This is a genomic window from Streptomyces sp. NPDC051576 (assembly GCF_040681835.1).
Taxonomy (GTDB): Bacteria; Actinomycetota; Actinomycetes; order Streptomycetales; family Streptomycetaceae; genus Streptomyces.
Map to the genome: position 1 here is coordinate 131,208 of NZ_JBFAZO010000004.1, position 19,811 is coordinate 151,018.

Here is a 19,811-nt window from a genome sequence, read left to right on the forward strand (position 1 = left end):
ATCACGCCCGCCGGGTGCGCCGCAGGATCCGTACCGCGGGCCAGACCAGCAACCCGGTGACGACCCACAGGAAGCCCGAGAGGCCGATCCATTCGCCGGTACTGGTCTCGGGGTCGCTGCCACTGAAGACGGTCACAGCGAGCGCGCAGAAGGCGAACAGCGCACCGAAGAGGCCGAGTACGACCAGCCCCGCGGTCTGCGCGCCGGTGCGCCGGGCGGGCGCGGGGCCGCCCTGAGCGACGGGAGCCGTCGGCGCGTCCGCGCGCGGGGCGCTCTGCCGGGGCGGCAACTCCACGCGCGCGTGCGGCGGTACGGCCGCGTCGAGCGTCGCCATGGTGTGCGCGTCGACGCCGTAGAGACCCGGTTCCACGGCGACGGCGAGCCCGTCGGTGCCGATGAGCCGTCGGCCGCCGTCGGGCCAGCTCAGCACGGCGGCGCAGGCGCGGTACGGCACGGTGACCGCGAGGTCGCCGCCGTCCCGCCCGCGTGCCGTCACGCTGACCCCGTCGTCGCCCACGACCAGCGCGGACCCGTCCTTGGTCACCGCCTCGAAGCGCCGCCCGGTGACGGCGTACGTCGACCGGGTCGGCGCCTCCGCGTACCCGGCCCAGTCGGCACTGTGCCCCGAGGGCACCTGGAGCAGCGCGGTGCCGGCGGCCTCCAGGGCAACCGCGTGCAGATGGCCGGGCGTCACCGACCACAGCTCGTGGCGCAACTCGTCGAAACTCCTGGGCATCCGCCCCGCGAGCAGATCCTCCGCCGCGCCCGGCAGCCGTCGTACGGCCGCGTCGGCCGCCGTCAGTCCCGCGTCGGCACGCGCGCGTACGGCGTCCAGACCGGCCTGCTCGATGTGGCCCGCCTGGAGCGCGGCGAGGACGTCGACGAAGCCGCCGAGCACAGCGTCCTGTTTGGCGGGCAGGGCGTCGGCGAAGGCGGTGAGCAGGCCGTGCCCGTCGCGGCGGGAGGTGTAGTCGGTGGCGGCCGTGTAGGAGTAACCGCCCTCCTGGCGCAGGGCGCGGGAGAGTTCGCGCTCCAGGACACCCGCGTACAGCCGCGCGGCGGTGGTGTCGGTGACGACGGCGTCGAGCAGGACACCGCCCTTGCCATCGGAGAAGTGGGCGGGCGTGGTGGGGAGGGCGGAGGTGACGGCGGGGAGTGGGTGACGGTGCCCCTGGGGCAGCTTGGGTGCGAGCCCTGCCGGGATCCGCTCCCCGGCGATCCACAACACCGCGTTGCCGCCCGTGAACCAGGTCTGCGCCCAGTGCCGCACGTCCTCCGGGCGCAGGCCCCTGACACCCCACTCCGGGTAGCTGACCAGGCCGTAGCCCTGGGCGCCGTAGCGCCAGAGCGGGAGTTGGCCGGGCTCGCGGCGGGACTCCTCGGTGCGCAGGATCTCCTTCTCCGTCTCCAGGCGCTCCATGGGGAGGTCGGCGAGGGAGGCGCACACGCCGTGCAGGTAGGCGACGATCTCGTGTTCGGCGCCCTCCACGTGGAAGTGGGTGAAGGCGGCCTTGGTCGCGCCGTTGTAGTGGTAGTCGGCGAGGCCGTGGCGGAAGAGGGCGAGATGCTCGACGAGGTGCGTGACACCGGACCGGGCGAGGATCTCGTCGGCGATGCCGACACGGAAGACGAGCCCGGCACGCGTCTGGCCGGGGGCGGGCGCGAAGAGGGTGGGTATGCCGGCGACTTCGGTGAGGTGGATGGTGGGCGCGGCGGCGGTGAAGTGGGACTGACCGTCCTGGGGATTCATCTTCGGCCTCTCAGGGCGGTGTCGCGGTGCTGGACGTACATCTCGGCGGGCTTGCCGAGGTAACCCCACGGATATTCGGAGGCGAGGTTGCCGAGGGCACGGAAGTGCGCGGCGGCCTGGGCGGTGTCGCCGATCAGGGAGAACAGCGCGGCGAAACTGCCCTGGACGGTGACCCAGCCGTACGGACGCCTGAATTCCGGGTGGAACACGGACCGTTGGGCGGCCTCGACGAGTTCGGCGTGGACGTGCGGCTGGCGCAGGTACTCGGCACGTTTGTCGTCGGCGCCGAGGTCGAGCCAGTGCTCCATGTGCGCCTCGGCGACCAGCCCACCGTTCAACGCCCCCTCGGGGGCGGAGAGTAGACACTCCCGGGCGAACCCGTGGGCCTCTTCCCAAGTGCCGCTCCACTTGGGGCAGAGCTGTTGAAGCAGACGCGCCTGCCCGGTGAAGTGGTGCGGGTGGTAGCGGGCCAGCCGGTCGTAGCGTCGGCGGGCTTCGTTTTTCCCGAGGGACAGCCCGCGAGCGGTGTTGAGGCGGGCGGCCCAGGCGGCGTCGTACGAGGGATCGATGGCGGTGGCCCGGATGAGCAACTGCTCGGCGTCCCGCAGGTGTTCGTGAAACGCCTTGAACTGCTCGCGGCTGACGTCCTTGGCCCGTGCCCCTGTGCGTATCTCCCACCCTGCCTCGATGAGCCGGGATCCGAGCACGGTGAGGGCGAGAACATCGTTCGGTACAGCGGCCAACTGTTGCCGCAGTGCGTACTCGACACCGTCCACATCGGCCAACACCCCGATGGCGAAAGCCCTGTCGGTACCGGGCGGCAGGCTGTCGTGGTACTGCCGTACGGCGGCCCAGTCCCCGGCGGCAGCGGCCTGGTGCAGCCAGGTGGCCTCGGGGAAGGCGGAGGCGATTTCGAAGTCGGGCTCGGGGTAGGGGCTGGGATTCGGGTTGGGGTCGGGTGACATGCGGCGGATCATAAGCGAGAGCTGTGAAATCGCCAGGAGTGAGGGATGTGCAGGTCAGGCATGGGATGAGCGATACCCGGGCTTGACTGTTGGCGGACCTTCCGTCCAACTCCCGTTCACTGGAACCTCATAGCGTCTCCGCTTTTCCGTACGTCTCCTCTACCCGCGCCCCCCTTGGAGTGCCCCTCATGTCCCTGAACGCCCGTCGCAGCCGCCAACTCCTCGAAGCAGCGGCCCCGTTGCTCCTCCAGGGCGAGCGGGTCGAGTTCACTTCCCTGGCCGCGATCGGCTCGGTCTCCGTCCGCAAGCAGGCCCTGACGGCGGCCGTGGTCGGCGTCCTGAGCGCCGGCACGGTGATGGCCACGGTCACTCCACGGCCCATGTACATAGCCCTGACCGACCAGAGAGTGCTGTTCTTCGACGGCAACCGGGGTGGCAGACCGGGCAAGTTGGTGCTGAACCTGCCGCGGCCGTATGTCTCGGCGGGCGGTTCGAAGAAGGCGTTCCTGGGGTTGCAGTTCACGACGCGGTTGTCGGTGGCGGGACAGGAGCAGGGGCTGAAGGTGACGTTTCCGGTGCAGCATCGGGGGGATGGGGCGCGGTTTGTCGGGGCGTTGCCGGTTACGCGGTGAGGCAACACCTGCTGACCGGCTCACGCGGCGCTGGACATGGGTCAGCCCCGGCGGGATGTCCGGCCGGGGCTGCTCGCGGTGCTCTTCGGATCAGGATGCACCGTGTGCCGGGGCAGCTGCCTCGATGCGCCGGGCCAGTTCGATGTCGTGCTCGGCGACGTATCCACCGAGGTCACTCGAACTGATCGAGATGTGCACGGTCTTGTAGCCGAGCGTCGCGTCCGAGTGGTGCCCAAGGTCATCCTGAATGGCCGCGATGTGGACGACGAACGCCGCGCCCTGGATGTGCGGAACCGAGTATGAGCGTTCGATCCTGCGACCGTCCGTCGACCAGCCGTCCAGGTCTTTGATGCGCTCTTCGATCTCTTCGGTTGACAGAGCCTCAGCCACGGTCAAGCCCCCTTGCCGATGGGTGCCAGCACCTCCGCCAGGTCCTGGCCGATCGGCTCAGCTTGCCACGGAGCCATGGCAGCCGCTACGGCGGCCAGTTCGCGCCGTGCCCGCTCCGAACCCGTCTCCACGACGATTCCGGCGGAGCGCCGCGCAAGCTCCACCGCACGCTCCGGTTCGCGCATCGCGGCAGCGGCCACCGCCTGACGGCCCGCCCACACACCGACATCCCGCCGTGACGTCGACGGAGCCGACGGGATGACCTGCTGCCACAACCGGTCAGCCTCCTGGGCAAGGCCGAGCCTCCCGTAACAGGTGGCACGCTGTACCTCGACGTAGTTCGGCGTACGCAGACATGCCGTGCCCCACACCTCGACGTCAACCCTGTTGAGCAGCCGCCCAGCTCTGTCGAGCAGGTCGTCCACCTGACGGCGGTCACCGAGCAGCGAGGCACCGTGCGCCTGCTGTTGCAGTGCGAACACCTGGACTTCCGGCGACAGATGCGGCGCGTCCATCAACGCCCCCTCACAGAGGTCCGCTACGGCCCTCCCCATGCCCTGATCGGTGCGCGCCATGGCGCGGTCGGCCAGAGCGCAGGCCACCGCTTCCCGGTTTCGGGACCGATGTGCCAGTTCCTGGGCGACGTCGTGCCAACGCAGCGCCGTCGCAGGGTCCCCCGCGTCCAGGTGGAGCCAGGCGGCAAACGCGGCGTAAGCCACACCCACTTGGGCCATCCGCTGTCGTACGAGCCCGTCCGCCGTTTCCATGAGCTGACCGATGAGATTGCACTGGGCGGTGACCGTACCGATGAGGGCACGCGGGCCGAGCAGCATGTCCGCGCGGTAGTGCCCCGCCAACTGCTGTTCAAAGTACGGCACCAACGCCGGATCGACGTGCCGGGGCACGGCCATGGCGGTGGTGAGCGCCACAGCTGCGACGGTGCCGACGAACGTCCTGCGGTCCACGCCGGCCACCTCCACGAGGGACGGCGTGCTCTCCTTGCCGAGTTCCGCCCGCCGCGCCTGCCGGGCGACGGCTGCTGCCCGGTCCAGTAAGGCCACCGGCACCCCGAACACCACCGCCAGATATCTACGGGTCTCGGGTGTCGGGATGCGCTTGCCGCGCTCCCAGCGTGCTAGTTCGCGCGCGTCCTTCGTGACCGAGCCGGAGATCCGGCAGTACTCGTCGGCGGTCTGCTGCTGTGTCCAACCGCGCTCGACACGAAGCCGCCTGAGCACTTCGCCAAGGGTGTCCATCGACATGGCGCCTCCCGTTCTGGCCCCCATTCTGGCCCCCCGAATGGCCCGTGGGCGGGCCCCTCCGAAGAACCGAGCACCACGCTTCCATTGATGAACGGACTACCGCCCGCAGGACCCCGGCGACCGCTGTCACGGCCCCGGGGCATGGCCACCAACCGCACGGAGGTTGACGACGTGATCCAAGCTATCGGGCCCCAGATGCGCACCGCGGGGCAACGGCATGACTGAACACAAGGACCTGGCACGACTGCTCCCGTGGGCGGGCCCGGAGGGCAAACCGTGTTATCTCGCCGGGAGTTCCGGCGGCTACCTCTCGCGCCTCGCGGACAACATGGAGGCGGTACAACTCGGCCTCGCCGCCGACCTGATCAAGGAAGCCAGAGAGATTCTCGACGGGCGCAAGTGGACTCCCGGTGAACTCCACCTGCTCACCGTCCAGTTGGCCGAGGCCCTTACCGACGTGCACCGCGTGGCGGAGAGCCGCGGCGCACGCTTGCCTGATCCGTCATGGGGTGATCCCGAAGTGATCGACGACGAGGCCGACGAAAACGATCGCCCTGCGCCCGCCGAGGCGGTTGGGTGACCACGGCCCCGGCGTCCGCCCCTAAGCCGAAAGCAGCCAAGTCCACGCTCGTGGGCGCGCCCACGGAGGAGCTTGCGAGGTACTGCCCACGGTGCATCGGGCACGGCACGGTGTGGTGTCCCTGGTGCTGCGGGTTCGCTGGATGCGAGACCTGCCAGCAGACAGGGATGCTGCCGTGCCCCGCGTGCACGGGCGGCCCCGACGTGCCCGTGATCATGTGGTGACTCCGGTCCGCTGAGCGGCGGCGGACAACATGGCTCAGCGGGTCGGCTGCCTCGTCCGCGCGTCCTCCCTCAGGGCGCTGGGCGGGGCTTCAATCTGTTGACCTGAGCTGGGGTAGTGGTGCGCTGTTGGCACGCCGCCGGCCATTGATCGAGAGAATTCCAATCGACTCCCGAAGTGTCGGCGGAACTCTCGATACCATCCCAGGAGCGCTACGGGAAAAATAGGGAGACAGCCACTGCACCACTGACTCGCCATCAAGTTTGAAGACCCGATATTGCGCCCCGCCCCAGCATCCCGGCGCATGTCGGCGGGCTATCTCTGGTTTCTCCGAGAAGCTCGGATAACATACTTCGAAAATACCGGCTCTTCGCCGGGGAAGCTGTCTGGAAAAACTTCGCAGCGGTAACGCCTGGAAAGCGTCGCCACCAGAAATTGAACGATCCCACCGTCGAACTCCGGCCACTTAGTGTTGCGAGCGGCGTTGACCACGATTCGCCACCGGCCCGGGTCGAATCCTGGTCGCCTGACCCAGTAGATGGTGTCCCCGTTGTCCGTAGTGCCGACCGGCAGCAGTTCCTCAGTTGGATAGGGGATGTTCTCCCCGCTCCCGCGAAGCTGGTCCAAAATCTCTGATACTCGATTCGCCGAATTCTCCAGTCTAATCGGCGCGAAACTTGTGACAGGCTGAAGGATATGAAGGAAATCGGCGAACTTACCAGGTCCGTAAAACTCGACCAGCCATTTGTAATCCCTGGGAAGGCACACACCGAGACGCTCTTCCAATGTTTCCCAGTCGATATCGGCAGTAATGTCGATGGGGGGTGGAATCAGTCGAAGGAGTTCATCTTCGTCATTCACGGTTTTCTCCCCATGCGGTTGCGGCTCTACGCTTCAAACCGGTGTATCCGCATGAGCGCGCAACCCATGCCTCAGTCCTCGACCGGCTCCACCCGAATGGGCTCAGCACCGCCCAGATAGAGCATGCATCCCGCGTCCTCCAGGTCCGACTTCCCCAGCGGGACCACATAGATCCCAGCAGTGGGCGCGGGAACCCAGCCCAGATTGCGCGGGGGGTCATATTCCTCAAAGTACCCGACATGACAGCGCGTCGGCGGAATGTAAATGGCACATACGTCTCCCGCACGAAGCTCGGAAGCCGCCGGTTCCAGCCGATACGGAACCCATTCCGGATTAAGTTCTCCATGCGGCAGCGAGAACGTCCCGTCCCACCGGAAATTCGTAGAGCTGTCGGCCAGCCCCCATGGCCACTCCAGCGCAATGTACCGGGAATCTAGCGACCTGACCCGGGCTTTCGCCGACTCACAGGAGACGATCACTTCACCGCCAACCCGAGGAATCATATTCCGTCACCACTCATCCCGAATCCGAGCAGGGGCGATACCCCTCAAGATCTTCGTGCGATTTTCCAGCCATTTACTACGAAAGGCCGTCCCAGTCGATCACCGGATCTTCGACGATGTCCGCTACAGGAGCTCTGTCAAACCGCTGGCCGTTCGCTTCCCCTGACACCCAGCCGATGCAGCTCGGACGATCTCCACACCCTGAAAGACAGAACTCTTCGAGAGCGGCGCGCACCCGATCGAGTGGAATCGCACTAGCTGGGTCATGAAAAAGAGGGTAGCCCGGGTCTGATACGACACGCGGGTCCACAGAAGACGGATGGGGATTATCGGAAATCCAAACAGATCCATAAACATCACCCACTTTGGAACTGCCGTCGTCGACGAACCAGATGAGACTCCCGTATCCCGTCCGCCTGTTGACTGCCACACGTAGATGATTGTCTGCCGCTCGACTTTCATTTCCTTGCCGCTCGCTTGCCATGGAGAACCACGCGTCACTTCCCGGAGTATAGCTGCGCCCCTCTCCATCCTCTCCGCGAAGATTCTCCATGACGTTCAAAATTACGCGGCCCATCTCCTCCGCAGTCTCACCATAGGTCCAACTTCCATTAAAGAAAGCACTCAGTATCACAGCACCCCTCATTTTAGAGGATCTGCGAGGCCGTCCAGTGGAACATTTCGCATGGACCCCGCCCTGGGAGAGAGGAAAAAGGCAGCCACTGCACCCCTGTCATCGCACCAGCCACCGACTGGGCCATCGCCATGAGCTCGATGAGCCGTACAGCAGGTCAACGCCCTGACCGGCCGCCAGAGTGGGTCCATAGGGCCTCCACCGATCCCGGTCACAAGAAGGTCGCCGACCGTCTGAACTCATGGGGCTCGGTGGGAAACTTTGACCAAAGAATCTCAGATTCCACGGCTCTGGAGAGAATCCCGTTCAGGAAGGCGACACACCCAGAGGGAAAGAACTCCCAGTCAGAACCGCGAGCCTCGTTCACGGCAATCGTCCAGCCGTCTGCCGAAACCCCCGGCTGAACAAACCAGTACAGGCACTCTCCGTTGTCGGTCACTGCCCACGGAAACAACTGTGCTCCGGAGTTCACTAGTTCGGCAGGTCGCTCTTCCCCGGCCTCCCATAGTTCAGCCAGAATTTCAGCCTGATCCCTGCCAGTCGTGACCAGATCATAGTTTTGGTTAGGGCAGTCAGGCTCAAGCAGCCACAAGTACCCGTCGATCCTTCCGCCACCCAACTCGCCAATCAAATTCTGATAGTCCCTGGGGAGGGCATGCCCGAGCCGGGATTCCACCTGACCCCAATCTGTCACCTGGCGGCCGACAAAGGGTTCACCCACTCCAAGGAGGGCGATTAGGCCTTCGAGTTCAGGATTCATTGTAATTCCACTTCTTTTCGACCGAACGACATCACAACCAATCCGCCTTGGATCTATTCATGACCACCTTTGCTATCGATAGACCTTGATCCCCCGTCGCTCTGATGATGACAGCCAGAGGAAGCGGATTGTCTCCTTCATAGATGGGTCGAACACTGTAGTCGACTATTTCGCCCCCCTTCACCGCCGCCGCAACCCTATTCTCGACGCCTCTCATTATCGGAGAGTTCGCATAAGCGTGCATGGTAACGAAATTCTCCGGAAGCTTATTCGAGCCACCCAACTGCGCACCGAGCAAGTGTGCCCGGTTGTAGCCCTTACCGCTCTCCCATCCAGCCGGATCAACCTGAGGGTCGGTCTTTCCACCGATATTGTCCTTGGTTAGACGCGCCCTTACGCCGGTCGCCCGACCGTGTTCGTCAAGTTCGCCGTATTCAGGGTCATCACCACAGTTGTGGACCAGGACAGGGGTGTTCCCGGCTTCCACATAGTACGTATGGAGGCTTCCAATGGTCAGGTCGTAGGTAGTGGTGTTCGCGTGGTACAGCCGAACCCCGGTGACCTCGGCCGTGCCGGTCGGGGTCTGGAGGACGTCGCCGGCCTTCAGGTCCTTGCCCTCGACGAAGGCCGACTGGGTCTCGTCGTAGAAGGGGTGGTGGAAGGTGGTCGTCAGGTGTGCGCCCTGCGCGTCCGACGCACGACCGGCAGTCGCCCTGGCATCCTGTCCGGCTACCGCCGAGGAGACCGCCGCGACCGTCTTGGCCACCGGCGCCGGGTCGGAACCATGACCGTGGCTCGCTCCCAGCGCGCCCAGCACCGCCGCCGAGGCCGCCAGCCCGAACGCCGCCTTGCGGGCGACCTTCTTGGCCAGGGACTTCGTAGCCGCCTTCGCGCCCGCCTTCGCTCCCTGCTTTGCGGCTGCCTCAGCCGTTGCCTTGATCGTCAAGTCCACGAAGTCGTGGTCCGTGTGCGTCACGATCACCGCGGTGACCGCGTGTGCCTCCGTACCTGCAACCCCCGGCACCGAGTTGGCGATCGTGTCACCCACCCGTACCTGGTCGATCGCCTTCGTCGAACCGTCAGCCATCAACACTCGCGTCGAGCCGGTGAAACTGTGTGTCCGGGGTTTGCCGATCTTGCAGGACGACCCCGACTCGCTCTCGCCTGCCTCCTCCGACTGGGACTGGGAATGTGACCCCGCCCCCTCAGATTCCGCCGCAGAAGCCGCCTCATCCGTGGCATCCGCCGCCCCGGACTCCCCAGCCTCAGTCGCCCCCTTGCCGAACAGCCCCCCGACGACCTCCATCGCCTTGGGCGCCGCCTTCGCCAGCAGCTTGCCGCCCAGCGAACCGAGCGCGCCGCCCAGGGCGCCAGTGACCGCGCCCTCGACCGCCGAGCCCGCGAACGCCCCCGCGCTGCAGTCCCCGCCGCCGTTCTGCGCGCACTTGAAGCCCTGCTCCACCAGGGAGCCGGCCGCGCCCGCCAGTGCCGCGCAGCCGATCGTGCCTACGCCCCACGTCGCCGCCTCGCAGCCGGCGAAGACCGCCGTGGAGACCACGATCGATGTGATCGCCGCCGCGTGGTTCTTGACGAACTTCGCGGTCGTCTTCACCGCCTTGACCGTTGCGTGGTAGGCGGTTCGGGTCGCGTGGGCTACCGCCTTCGCCGCCTTCTTCACTGTGTGGGCGACCTTGTGGGCCGCCTTCTTCACCGCGTGGACTACGCGATGCGCCACCTTCGAGACCTTGTGGTACGCCGTATGCACCGCATGAACTGCCGCGTGATAGACGCGTTTTACGTGTCTGACCGTGTAGTGGTAGACCCGCCTCGTTACTCGGACCGTCGCCCGGTACACGTCGTGCACCTGGTGCACGACCTTGTGGGCCGCGTGCTTCACCGCGTGGACGACCTTGCGGGCCACCTTCTTGGCCGCGTGGTAGACCTTGTGGACCGCGTGCTTGACCTTCTTGGCAACGTGCTTGACGGCCTTCGCCTCGCACGAACCGGTCCACCAGGAGCAGTGGCCCGACGGGTCGTTGCCCACCAGCGGGTTGTCGTCGACGTAGGCGAAGGGGTTCGCCGCCACCGAGTCCGGGGTCGCGTCCTGCGAGGAGCTGTCCTTGTTCAGGAACTGGCCCGTGTCCGGGTTGTACCAGCGGGATGCCGTGCCGACGTCGCCCGTGCCCGGTTCCGTCCAGCCCGACTGGAAGCCCAGGTGGCCGATCAGGGACGCGATCGCCGTCACCTTGCCGAGGGGGTCGTACGTCGCCGAGCCCGAGAGGGAGGTCGCGCCTGAGGTGAAGGTTCCCACCACGTCGTCGTGCAGGTCCGTCAGGGCCAAGGCACCCGACGACGAGCCCGTCTGTTTGATGCCTACCAGGCCGCCGCCCGGGTCGTACGTGTACGCCGCGTCCCCGTCCGTCGCGATCGTGTTGTCCGCGCCCGAGTAGGCGAAGGTACGGGTCGACGTCGTGCCCGTGTCCGTGTCCGTGATGTTCCGGCCCAGCGCGTCCAGCGTGTACGACTGGGTGCCCGCCACGATCTGGTCGCCGAACGCGTCCGCCTTGAAGGCGCCCGTGCCGGACGTCGATGACTCCTGGGTCATCGTGCCTCGTGCCGAGTAGGCATAGGAGTTGGTGCCGTCCGAGGTCAACTGGTCTCGGGCGTCGTATGTGTAGACGTCCGCTCCGGACCGCACCCGGTTGCCCGAGGCGTCGTAGGCGTATGCCGTCGTGGTGGTGCCGTTGTTCCACGAGGTGAGGCGGTCCGACCAGTCGTACGCGTATGTGTTCGCGGACGCGCCCGTCACGCCCGTCGTCGTCTTCGACGTCAGGTTGCCGTTGTTGTCGTAGCCGTAGGCGAAACTCGACAGGGTCGTGGTGCCCTGTGCCAGGACGTCGTTCGACAGTTCGTGGGCGCTGTTGTAGCTGAACGTGCGGGTCTGGCCGGTGCTGCCGTACTTGATGGTCTTGATGTCGTTCAACTGGTCGTAGGTGTAGGTGAGATGGGTGCCGCTTGCCGCGTCGTCCAGGGAGGACAGGCGGCCCGCCGTGTCGTAGCCGTACGACTGGGTGCCGGCCGCGTCCGTGCGGCTCAGCATCGAACCGTCGTCGTTGTAGGTGAAGTTGGACGAGCCCGCCGAACCCGAGGCGGTCAGGACGTCGCCGCGGTCGTCGTAGGTGAACGCGTCGTGCGTGGAGGCCTGGTGGTCGACGGCACCCGTGGTGCCCGACTCGTCCGTGTCCGCCGAGGTGACCCGGCCGTCCGCGTCGTAGTTGAAGCTGTGTTTCGCCGTGGCCGCTTCCGCGCCCGCGCCGGACAGCGTCTTCAACTGGTCGTTGTCGTCGTACGTCATCGACGTCGTGACTCCGCCGGGCGCGGTGGCCGAGGTGACGTTGCCGTCGGCGTCGTAGGCGAAGGTCGTCGTCGAGTCGGCGTCCGACGAGTACTGGGACGTGGTCGGCTCGATCACCTTCTCCTGCTGGCCCCAGGGGGTGTAGCCGTAGCGCCAGGAGTTGCCCCGGCCGTCCGTGAAGCGGGTGCGGTTGCCCGCCGCGTCGTAGCCGAAGGACGTGGTGATCGACGTCGTCGCGTCGACCGGCTCCACTTGCTGGGTGATCGTGCCCGCCGCGTCGTAGGTCCAGCGCGTGGTGTGCTGGTTGGCGTCGGTGGCCGAGGTGAGGTTGCCGTTGCCGTCGTACTGCTGCGAAGTGCCGTACAGGTAGGTGCCGATGGGGTCGTAGCTGCGGGTCGCCGTCGGGTTGTCGTTCGCGTCGTAGTCGGTGGTGGTGTAACTGCCGTCCGACAGCGTCGTCTTGGTGTTGTTGTCCTCGAAGTCGTAGGCGTAGGACGTGGAGTTGCCCGCGCCGTCCGTCGTCGAGGTGACGTCGCCCGCTCGGTTGTAGGCGTACGACGTGGTCACACCGCCCGGAGTTTTCACCGAGGACACGTGCGCGCCGTACGGGTTGCCGCTCGTGACGTCGTAGAGGTACTGCGTCGTCAGGGTGCGGGTGGACGGGTAGCGCTCCAGAGTCGTCGACGTGGCCTGGCGGCCCAAGTAGTCGTACGTCGCCTGGGTCTGTGCGCCCGTGCCGTCCGTCGCCGTGCGCTGCTCGCCGTTCGTGTCGTACGTGGCGTGGGTCTTGGTGCCGTCGGGCTCGGTGATCTGGGCCAGGTCGCCGGTCTGGTCGTATAGGTACGACGTCGTCTTGCCGCCAGGCGTGGTCTCGCTGGTCTGGTTGCCCTCGCTGTCGTACGTCCAGACCGACGTGCCCGCGTTGGGAGTTGAGGCCCCTGCCGGGGTGTACGACGGGAGGGTCTCGCTGACCTTGTTGCCGACCGCGTCGTAGGCCGTGTCGGTGACCAGGCCGGTCGGGTCCTTCTCCCCGACCGCCTCGCCGAAGGTGTTGAAGCCGCTGGTGGTTGCCGGGCGGACGGTCGTCGCGTTGGCGGCGATGCCGTCCTGCTCGGCCTGGACCGCCGGTGCCGTGGTGACCGCGAGGTTGCCGGCCTGGTCGTACTCGTAGTTGGTGGTGTTCTGCTCCGGGTCCGTCATGGACGTGGGCAGGCCGCGCTTGTCGTACGTGTACTTGGTGGTCTGCTGGTCCGAGGAGCCGACCGTGCCGCCGGTGCGGCCCTTGCCGTAGAGCGAGGACACCTCGGAGGAGGACAGGGCCCGCTGGTAGGTCTGGACGTCGCCGGTCGATCCGTTGACGACGTTGCTGACGGCACCGCCCGCGGTCTTCGCGCCGCCGATGGACAGCGGGCCCGAACCGGTCCACGGGGAGGGGTTGTTGGCGGTGCCCGCGAGGGCGCCGTTGACGTACAGGTTCATGGTGCCGGTGGACGCGTCGAAGACACCGACCAGGTGGGTCCAGGTGTTCAGGGCCGGGGCGCTGGACGCGTAGGCGTTGTAGTACGTCGGGGTCCCGGAGGTGTCCGTGTTGGGGGAGATGAGGCGGAACACGCCCTGAGAGGAGGCGTATTGGAGGTAGAAGGAGGAGCGGTTGGTGCCGCCCTGGGCGACGAAGGTCCGGAAGGTGGAGGTGTCGGACAGCTTCACCCACGCCGAGACCGAGTAGGAGGCGCTGGTGTCCAGGACCGGGCCGTTGGTGGCGACGATGTCGCCGTTGCCGGAGGTGTCGCCGCTGAACTGCGCGGCGTCGTCCGACCAGGTCACACCGCTGCCTGCGGTGGCCGTGTTGCCGGTACCGGAGGAGTCGGTGACCGACCGGCCTGAGGTCTGGTTCAACTTCCACCAGCCGGCGGGGTGTCCGGAGGCGTCGCCGTACAGGGTCTCGCTGAGCAGGTTGCCCATGTCGTCGTACGTGTCGGTGGTGGTGCGGTCGTAACCGGTCGCGTCGTGGTCGTTCTCCGTCGCGACCTGGTCGTCCGGGGTGTACGACACGGTCGACACGCGGTCGACACCGGTCGGGTCGACGGTCGTCGACGTGGTGCGGTCGGAGGCGTCGACCGTGTACTGCGTGACGTTCTCGCCGTTGTCGGTGGTCTGCGTCAGCAGATTGCCGGCCGCGTCGTAGGAGTCCGACTCCAGGACGTAGGTGCTGGTGGCGTCCGAGCTGGTCTTCTTCACCGTCGCGGTGAGGCCGTCGTCGGTGTAGGTGTACGACGTCTTGTTGCCCATCGCGTCCGTGATCGACGCCAGCCGTCCGGCCGGGTCGTAGGCCCGCGAGGACTCGACGAGGAGCGCGGCCGTCTGCGGGGCGACCGGGTCGCCGGTGTACATCAAGCCCTGGGTGAGCAGGTTGCCGTTGTCGTCGTAGGTGTAGTCGGTCTCGTTGCCTGCGCTCGTCACCTCCTTCGTCTTGTTGCCGGAGGTGTCGTACGTGTACGTCGTCGTGTTGCCGTACGACGTGCCCGCCGCGACGTTGGCGTCGGACTCGGTGAGCAGCCGGTCGTAGGCGTCGTAGGTCTGGGTCTCGGTGCGTGAGGCGTCGCCGCCCTGCGCGTCGGCGACGGTCTGGGAGAGGACGTCGCCGTCGTCGTCGTAGACCGTGCTGGAGACGGCGGCGTGGTCGGCGCCGTGGACGCGGTCGGTGATCCGCGGGTCCTGCTCGGTGACCACCTGGCCGTTCTTGTCGTACGTGTAGGAGGTGGTCAGGCCGTCCGGGTAGGTGTCGGAGACGACGTTCTGGCTCAGGACCTGGCCGACACCGTCGTAGGTGTACGACGTGACCAGGCCGATGGCGTCCGTGGTGGAGGCGACGTCGCCGTTGGCGAAGTAGGACACGGAGTTGACCGCGCCACCGGGGCTGACGGTCTTCACCGGCAGGCCCTTGGGCACGACCCCGCCGTCGGCGGACGGATAGGTGCTCGTTCCGTCGCTGTACACGGTGGTCGTGGCGCGGCCGCCCGGTGAGCCGGGCACGGCCGGACCGGTGACGACGGTCTGGTTGCCCGCCGAGTCGTAGGTGTACGACGTCAGGTAGGTGGTGTCGGTCGCGGACGCGGAGCGGCCGTCGCGTTCCGTCAGGAGCTGGTCGTTGCGCGGGTCCGCGGTCGTCAACTGGGCGGTCGTGTCGTCCGGGTAGTACGTGTAGTACTCGGTGTCGCACTTGTTCGCGACCTGGTCCTGGCAGGACGTGGAGGAGACGATGTTGCCGCGGACGTCGTGGCCGGTGGTGGTGACCGCGCCGTTGGGGTCGGTGACCGTGTGCTCGAAGCCGGCCGTGTCGTAGCCGAAGCTGGTCTTGTTGCCGAGGCCGTCGGTCTCGGTCAGCGCGCGGTCGCCGTTGGTGACGTCGTAGGTGTAGGTCAGCGTGGACGTCGTCGGCGAGGTCACCTTGACCGTCTCGACCGGGAGCAGGCCGCTGGAGTTCTTGGCGGCCTCGACGTGTGCGGCCACGTCGGCCGCGGTGAGCGCCGAGTGGTAGAAGGCCGCGTCGGCGATCGAACCGGTGAAGTGGCTGACGTCCGCCGGGGAGTCGAGCCAGCTCTTGGCGAAGCCGGCGCCGAGGTAGACGTGGCTGTTCGACTGGTCGTTGGGGGCGCCGGAGTAGGTGCCCTGGGAGACGCCGTCGACGTACAGCGTCTGGGTGGATCCGGAGACGCTGAGCGCCACATGGTGCCAGGTGTTGTCGGTGACCGTGGCGGTGGAGCCGAACGCGGCGGAGCCACTTCCGCTGCCGGCCCAGAAGTGGCCGTGCAGTTTGTTGTCGGTGCCGACGTAGAGGAGCGGGGTCCAGCTGCCGGAGGCGGCCGTCGCTCCGGAGATCGGCACCGACTGGTCGCCGAGGATGACGCCCTGGGCGGCGGTCTTGAACCACAGTTCGTAGCTGCGGTCGTTGGTGCCGTGCAGCACGGAGGCGGGCACTTCGACGTACGAGGTGCTGCCGTTGAACGTCGTCGCCTTGGCGTCGCTGAACGGGCCCGTCGCCCCGAGCGTCGCCCCGCTGTACGTGCCGTTGCCGCCGTGCACCTCGTTGAGGGCCGCGGTCGCGCCCGCCGCCTCGCCGAGCCGGTAGTAGCCGGCCGGGGCGGCCCCGAGCACCGCGCCCCGGTAGGTCTGGCTGGAGCCGGTGACGGTGGGCGCGGCGAGCTTCCAGACGCCGCCGTTCTCGTCGGTGAGCTGGGTCAGCGTGGTGGTGGCCGGGTCGTACGTCATCGTGGCGAAGGACTTGCCCGACGGGCGCTTGACCGAGGTGAGCAGGCTCGTGGCGTGAGTGCCGTACTGGTACAGGGAGTTGACGTCGGCGGCGACCAACGGCCGTCCGTACCAGGCCGCGTCGGCGATCGAGCCGTTGAAGTACGTCGCGTACCCGGTGGCGTCGCTGGTGCTGCTGTGCGCCTCGTCGGGCCAACTGCCGCCGAGGAAGCCGGTGCCGAGGTAGTTGAAGACCTGGTTCTTGCCGAAGGCCACCGCGCTCTTGATGGAGACGGTGCCGGTGCGCGAGCCGACCTTCGCGTTGTCCAGGAACAGGGTCTGCGAGTTGCCGGCCGCGCTCAGCACCACGTGGTGCCACTTGCCGTCGGCGACGGACGCCGAGGACACGATCGGGTTGATGCCGCCGCTGTACCAGAACTCGGCGTTCAGCTTGCCGTCCGTACCGACGTAGACCGACGGCGTGTAGAAGCCCGCGGCCTTGCCCGAGCCGATCGGCTGGGAGGCGTAGGAGTAGAGCACGCCGGGTCCGGCCGAGGTCTTGAACCACAGGGACAGCGCGCCCGAGTCGGTGTCGTTGCCGGTGTTCTTCGGCAGCGCGACGTCGGAGGTGGTGCCGTTGAAGGAGGCCGCGGTGGAGGAGGAGCCGGTGAGCGGGCCGGCCGCGCCGAGCGTCACGTTCTCGTACGTGGCGTTCTTGGTGCCCTCGTTGGCGAGGACCGCGTCCTTCGCGGTGGTGCCCGAGCTCTCGTTCAGCGGCCACACCTCGCTCGGGTCGAGGTCGAGGGAGGCGTTCTGGTACTGCGAGCCGGTCGTGTACCCGTACGTCGTGCACTTCGTCGTCGACAGCGGGGCGCACACGGTCGTCAACTGGTCGCCCGTGTAACCGTAGTTCCAGGTCAGTACGGTCGTGGAGTCGCCCTTGGTGACCGCGTCGGTGGTGACGGTCGCGACGTGCGCGGCGAGGGCGCCGCTCGGGGTGGACCAGGTGAGGTTGAGGGAGCGCTGGGAGACGGCGGACTGCATCTTCGTGACATGACCGCTGGTCCAAGTGAGCGCGACAGCGCGCCCGTTGGCGTCCGTGACGGAGGTGAGTCCGTAACTGCCCGTACTCAACAGCGTGGTGAAGACGTAGACCGTGTCGTCCTTGTCGGTCAGCCTGTAACCGCCGCCGCTGACCGTGGCGAACGTGGCCCAGCGGCCGGTCCCCGGCGCGAAGGTGCCGTCGCTGTTCTTGCCGTAGCCGACCTGCGAGCCGTCCGGATAGGTGACGTTGACGCTGGTGACCGCGCCGGACGCGCTGTACTGCTCGGTGGCACGCGAGTCGAAGATGGACGACCAGCCGGCGCCGAAGGCTCCACTCCAGCGCGGGTCACGGGAGTTGTAGTCGCGCTCGACGTCCAGGGACGGGCCGACGGTCGAGATCGAGGCGTCCGTGTCGGAGGTCGTGTAGTTGCCGATGGACGCGTCGAAGCCGTGGTCGCTGCTGTTCTGCGACAGCCCCGAGGTGATGGCGGGTTGGGGCACCTGGACGGACAACTCGTAGGGATCGGCGGGCGAATAGAGCCCGGTCGTCGCGTCGTACGCCTGTACTTCCCAGTTGTAGCTCTTGCCCCAGGCGAGCTTTCCGGCCGGCACGGTCCAGTCGCCGGTGGTGAGCAGGCCCGAGTCGGCGACGAGGGCGTTGTTCGCGTCGTAGACCTTGAACTGGTACTTGTTGCCGCTGCCGCTGGTGGAGTTGGCGCCGCCCGCCCACGCGGTGAGTTCCGGGGTCGTCGTGCCGACGACCGCGTTGTCGGCGGGGAACTGCTCGTAGAGCTGCGGGGCGGTGTTCCCGGTGTAGGTGACGATGAGCTTCGGGCCCAGCGAGGGGTCGTTGAAGGAGCCGAACTGCTTCCAGTGCAGGGCGTCGGTGGTGGACGCGTAGAGCGCGAGGCCGTAGTCGGCCGTCGTCCCGCTGAACCAGCCCTGGATCGCCGAGGTCGACAGCGTCACGTCCACCGTGTCGCCCACGCTCCGGTCGGCGGCGGTGTTCGCGCAGGCATTCGGCACGGTCGGGGTCAGGTTGCCGATGGAGGAACCGTAGGTCGGTCCGGGGTAGCTGGTGACGCCCTCGGGCGTCCAGGCGTGGGTGACGAGGGCGACGTCGAAACGCTCGGCGGTGCAGGTCGCGGCCCAGGTGTCGAACAGCTCCAGCTTCGCCGCGGTGACCGTCAGACCGCTGTCGTCCCAGGCGGTGTCCCAGTGGTTGACATAGCTCGCCGCGGAGTGCGTGCCCGAGTCGTACGAACCGACCTTGATCGTCTGCTCGTAGGAGTGGTCGCCCGTCGCGTCCGAGCCCGACTCCGCGTAGGTGGTGGTCCAGCCGTCGGTGACGGTCGGGTCGACGGTCACCGGGAAGACGCGGTGCGCGTCCTTCAGCCAGGCGTCGTCGAGCGTGATCCTGAGCGCGTAGCCACTGCCGTCCCGCACGAGGGTCGTCGTGACGTCGTGCGTGGTGGTCGGGTCACCGGAGCGCGGATCGACCTTCGAGTCGTAGGCGTACGACGAAGGGACGCGCTCTACGGTCTTGCCCGCGGCGTCGCGCAGGACGATCGAGCCGTCCTTGTTCTGGACGGGGGTGAGTCCCTTGAGGTGGAGCGGGAAGGTCCAGGAGTTCCCGGCGTCCGCCGAGTGCAGGACGACCGCTTCCTTCACGCCGGTGGCGGTGGGGGCGACCTGGAGATCGGTGTCGGTGAGGACGCCGGCGTAGGTGAGGAGCGAACCGTCGGCGGTGCCCTCGACCGCCTGGGCGCCCTTCAGCGCGTAGGAGACGGAGTGCTGTGCGTCCGGGGCGAGCGAGACGAGCGTGGAGTCGTCGGCCTTGGCCGCGAAGTCGACGTCGACGGAGTTGGCCTTCTCCTGCCAGCGCCCGTCGGGCCCGGCCCGCACATCCACGTCGATGGGCGCCCATTTGCCCTTGCCGACCTGGTAGTTGACGGGCGTGGGCGAGATCTGTCTGGTGACGGAGCCGTCGGCGTTGTCGAACACCGTGTCGGTCCGCGAGGACTTGCCCGCGTCCCGCTTGCTCGTCCTGGCGTTGAAACCTGTCCCACCCGCTGCGCTCTTCCCCCGCTTCACCGACGCCTGGTGCGCGTGGTACGCGGCGAGTTCGCCCTTGCCCTTTCCGGGCTTACGGCCCGCGCCCTGGTGTGCCTCGGTGACCGAGGCGGGGACGTGGTGCCGCTTCCCCGCCGCCGTACCCGACTTCTCCCCCGGCAGCCTGCCCCAGTGCGGGTCCTTCAGCCAGGCCGTGAGCGAGGACAGGCTCGGCAACGAGACGTCCACGGCGTGCAGTTCGACCCCTTCGGCCAGCGCCTGCTGCGTGGTCAGCATCAGGGCGAGCGCGGTCAGCAGCAGTACGGCGACACCGCGACGGGCGCGCCGCGTACGGCGGGGGGAGCGGACACGGCGAGCAGGCCGAATGCGCACGGCGGGGACTCCAACGGTCGGTGGGCGAGGGCACAACTGAGCGGACCTCGCCGTCAGTTGCCGGTTGACCAGGCCCTGACAGAGGAGTCACAGAAACGCACAGATCTTGCCCATCACTCACAGAGATCGAACAGACCCAAGGAGCGATCATGGTTCGATC

At 67.3% G+C, this 19,811-nt stretch carries 10 protein-coding genes; 2 read left to right on the forward strand and 8 right to left on the reverse strand.

Features of this window, described 5'->3' with window-relative positions; all coding sequences use genetic code 11:
- Window position 1 precedes the first annotated feature (1 nt).
- A complete protein-coding gene (locus AB0M63_RS14275; RefSeq protein ID WP_366019567.1) occupies window positions 2–1,750 on the reverse strand; it encodes an insulinase family protein in 1,749 nt (582 codons plus the stop codon).
- A complete protein-coding gene (locus AB0M63_RS14280) occupies window positions 1,747–2,715 on the reverse strand; it encodes a hypothetical protein (protein WP_355908362.1) in 969 nt (322 codons plus the stop codon). The genes AB0M63_RS14275 and AB0M63_RS14280 overlap by 4 nt, the downstream gene beginning before the upstream one ends.
- Window positions 2,716–2,903: 188 nt before the next feature.
- On the opposite strand from AB0M63_RS14280, the gene AB0M63_RS14285 reads away from it, so the two are divergent.
- Entirely contained in the window at window positions 2,904–3,347 is a 444-nt protein-coding gene (locus tag AB0M63_RS14285) for a hypothetical protein (RefSeq protein ID WP_355908359.1), read from the forward strand.
- Between the two features lie 90 nt (window positions 3,348–3,437).
- Here the strand turns inward: AB0M63_RS14285 and AB0M63_RS14290 are convergent, their stop codons facing one another.
- Together AB0M63_RS14290 and AB0M63_RS14295 are read right to left on the reverse strand one after the other, a co-directional pair.
- Window positions 3,438–3,737 (reverse strand): 4a-hydroxytetrahydrobiopterin dehydratase, encoded by a 300-nt coding sequence (locus AB0M63_RS14290; RefSeq protein ID WP_355908356.1) that lies wholly within the window; start codon window positions 3,735–3,737, stop codon window positions 3,438–3,440.
- A 2-nt stretch (window positions 3,738–3,739) separates the two neighbouring features.
- Window positions 3,740–4,999: a helix-turn-helix transcriptional regulator gene (locus AB0M63_RS14295; protein WP_366019568.1), complete on the reverse strand. Its 1,260-nt coding sequence runs from the start codon at window positions 4,997–4,999 to the stop codon at window positions 3,740–3,742.
- Between the two features lie 217 nt (window positions 5,000–5,216).
- On the opposite strand from AB0M63_RS14295, the gene AB0M63_RS14300 reads away from it, so the two are divergent.
- Window positions 5,217–5,579, forward strand: a complete 363-nt coding sequence (locus AB0M63_RS14300) for a hypothetical protein (RefSeq protein WP_355908350.1) — start codon at window positions 5,217–5,219, stop codon at window positions 5,577–5,579.
- 537 nt (window positions 5,580–6,116) lie between these two features.
- On the opposite strand, the gene AB0M63_RS14305 is transcribed toward AB0M63_RS14300, so the two are convergent.
- From AB0M63_RS14305 to AB0M63_RS14320, 4 genes are all read right to left on the reverse strand, one after another.
- Window positions 6,117–6,662 (reverse strand): SMI1/KNR4 family protein, encoded by a 546-nt coding sequence (locus AB0M63_RS14305; protein WP_366019569.1) that lies wholly within the window; start codon window positions 6,660–6,662, stop codon window positions 6,117–6,119.
- A 579-nt stretch (window positions 6,663–7,241) separates the two neighbouring features.
- The gene (locus tag AB0M63_RS14310) at window positions 7,242–7,811 is read right to left on the reverse strand and encodes an Imm1 family immunity protein (RefSeq protein ID WP_366019570.1); all 570 of its coding nucleotides are present in this window, start codon (window positions 7,809–7,811) and stop codon (window positions 7,242–7,244) included.
- Window positions 7,812–8,010: 199 nt separating this feature from the next.
- Complete coding sequence (locus tag AB0M63_RS14315; protein WP_355908344.1) at window positions 8,011–8,559, reverse strand: SMI1/KNR4 family protein; 549 nt, start codon at window positions 8,557–8,559, stop codon at window positions 8,011–8,013.
- A gap of 31 nt (window positions 8,560–8,590) precedes the next feature.
- Window positions 8,591–19,651 carry a LamG-like jellyroll fold domain-containing protein gene (locus AB0M63_RS14320; protein ID WP_366019571.1) on the reverse strand — a complete coding sequence of 3,687 codons (11,061 nt, stop codon included), beginning with the start codon at window positions 19,649–19,651 and terminating at the stop codon, window positions 8,591–8,593.
- Window positions 19,652–19,811 lie beyond the last annotated feature (160 nt).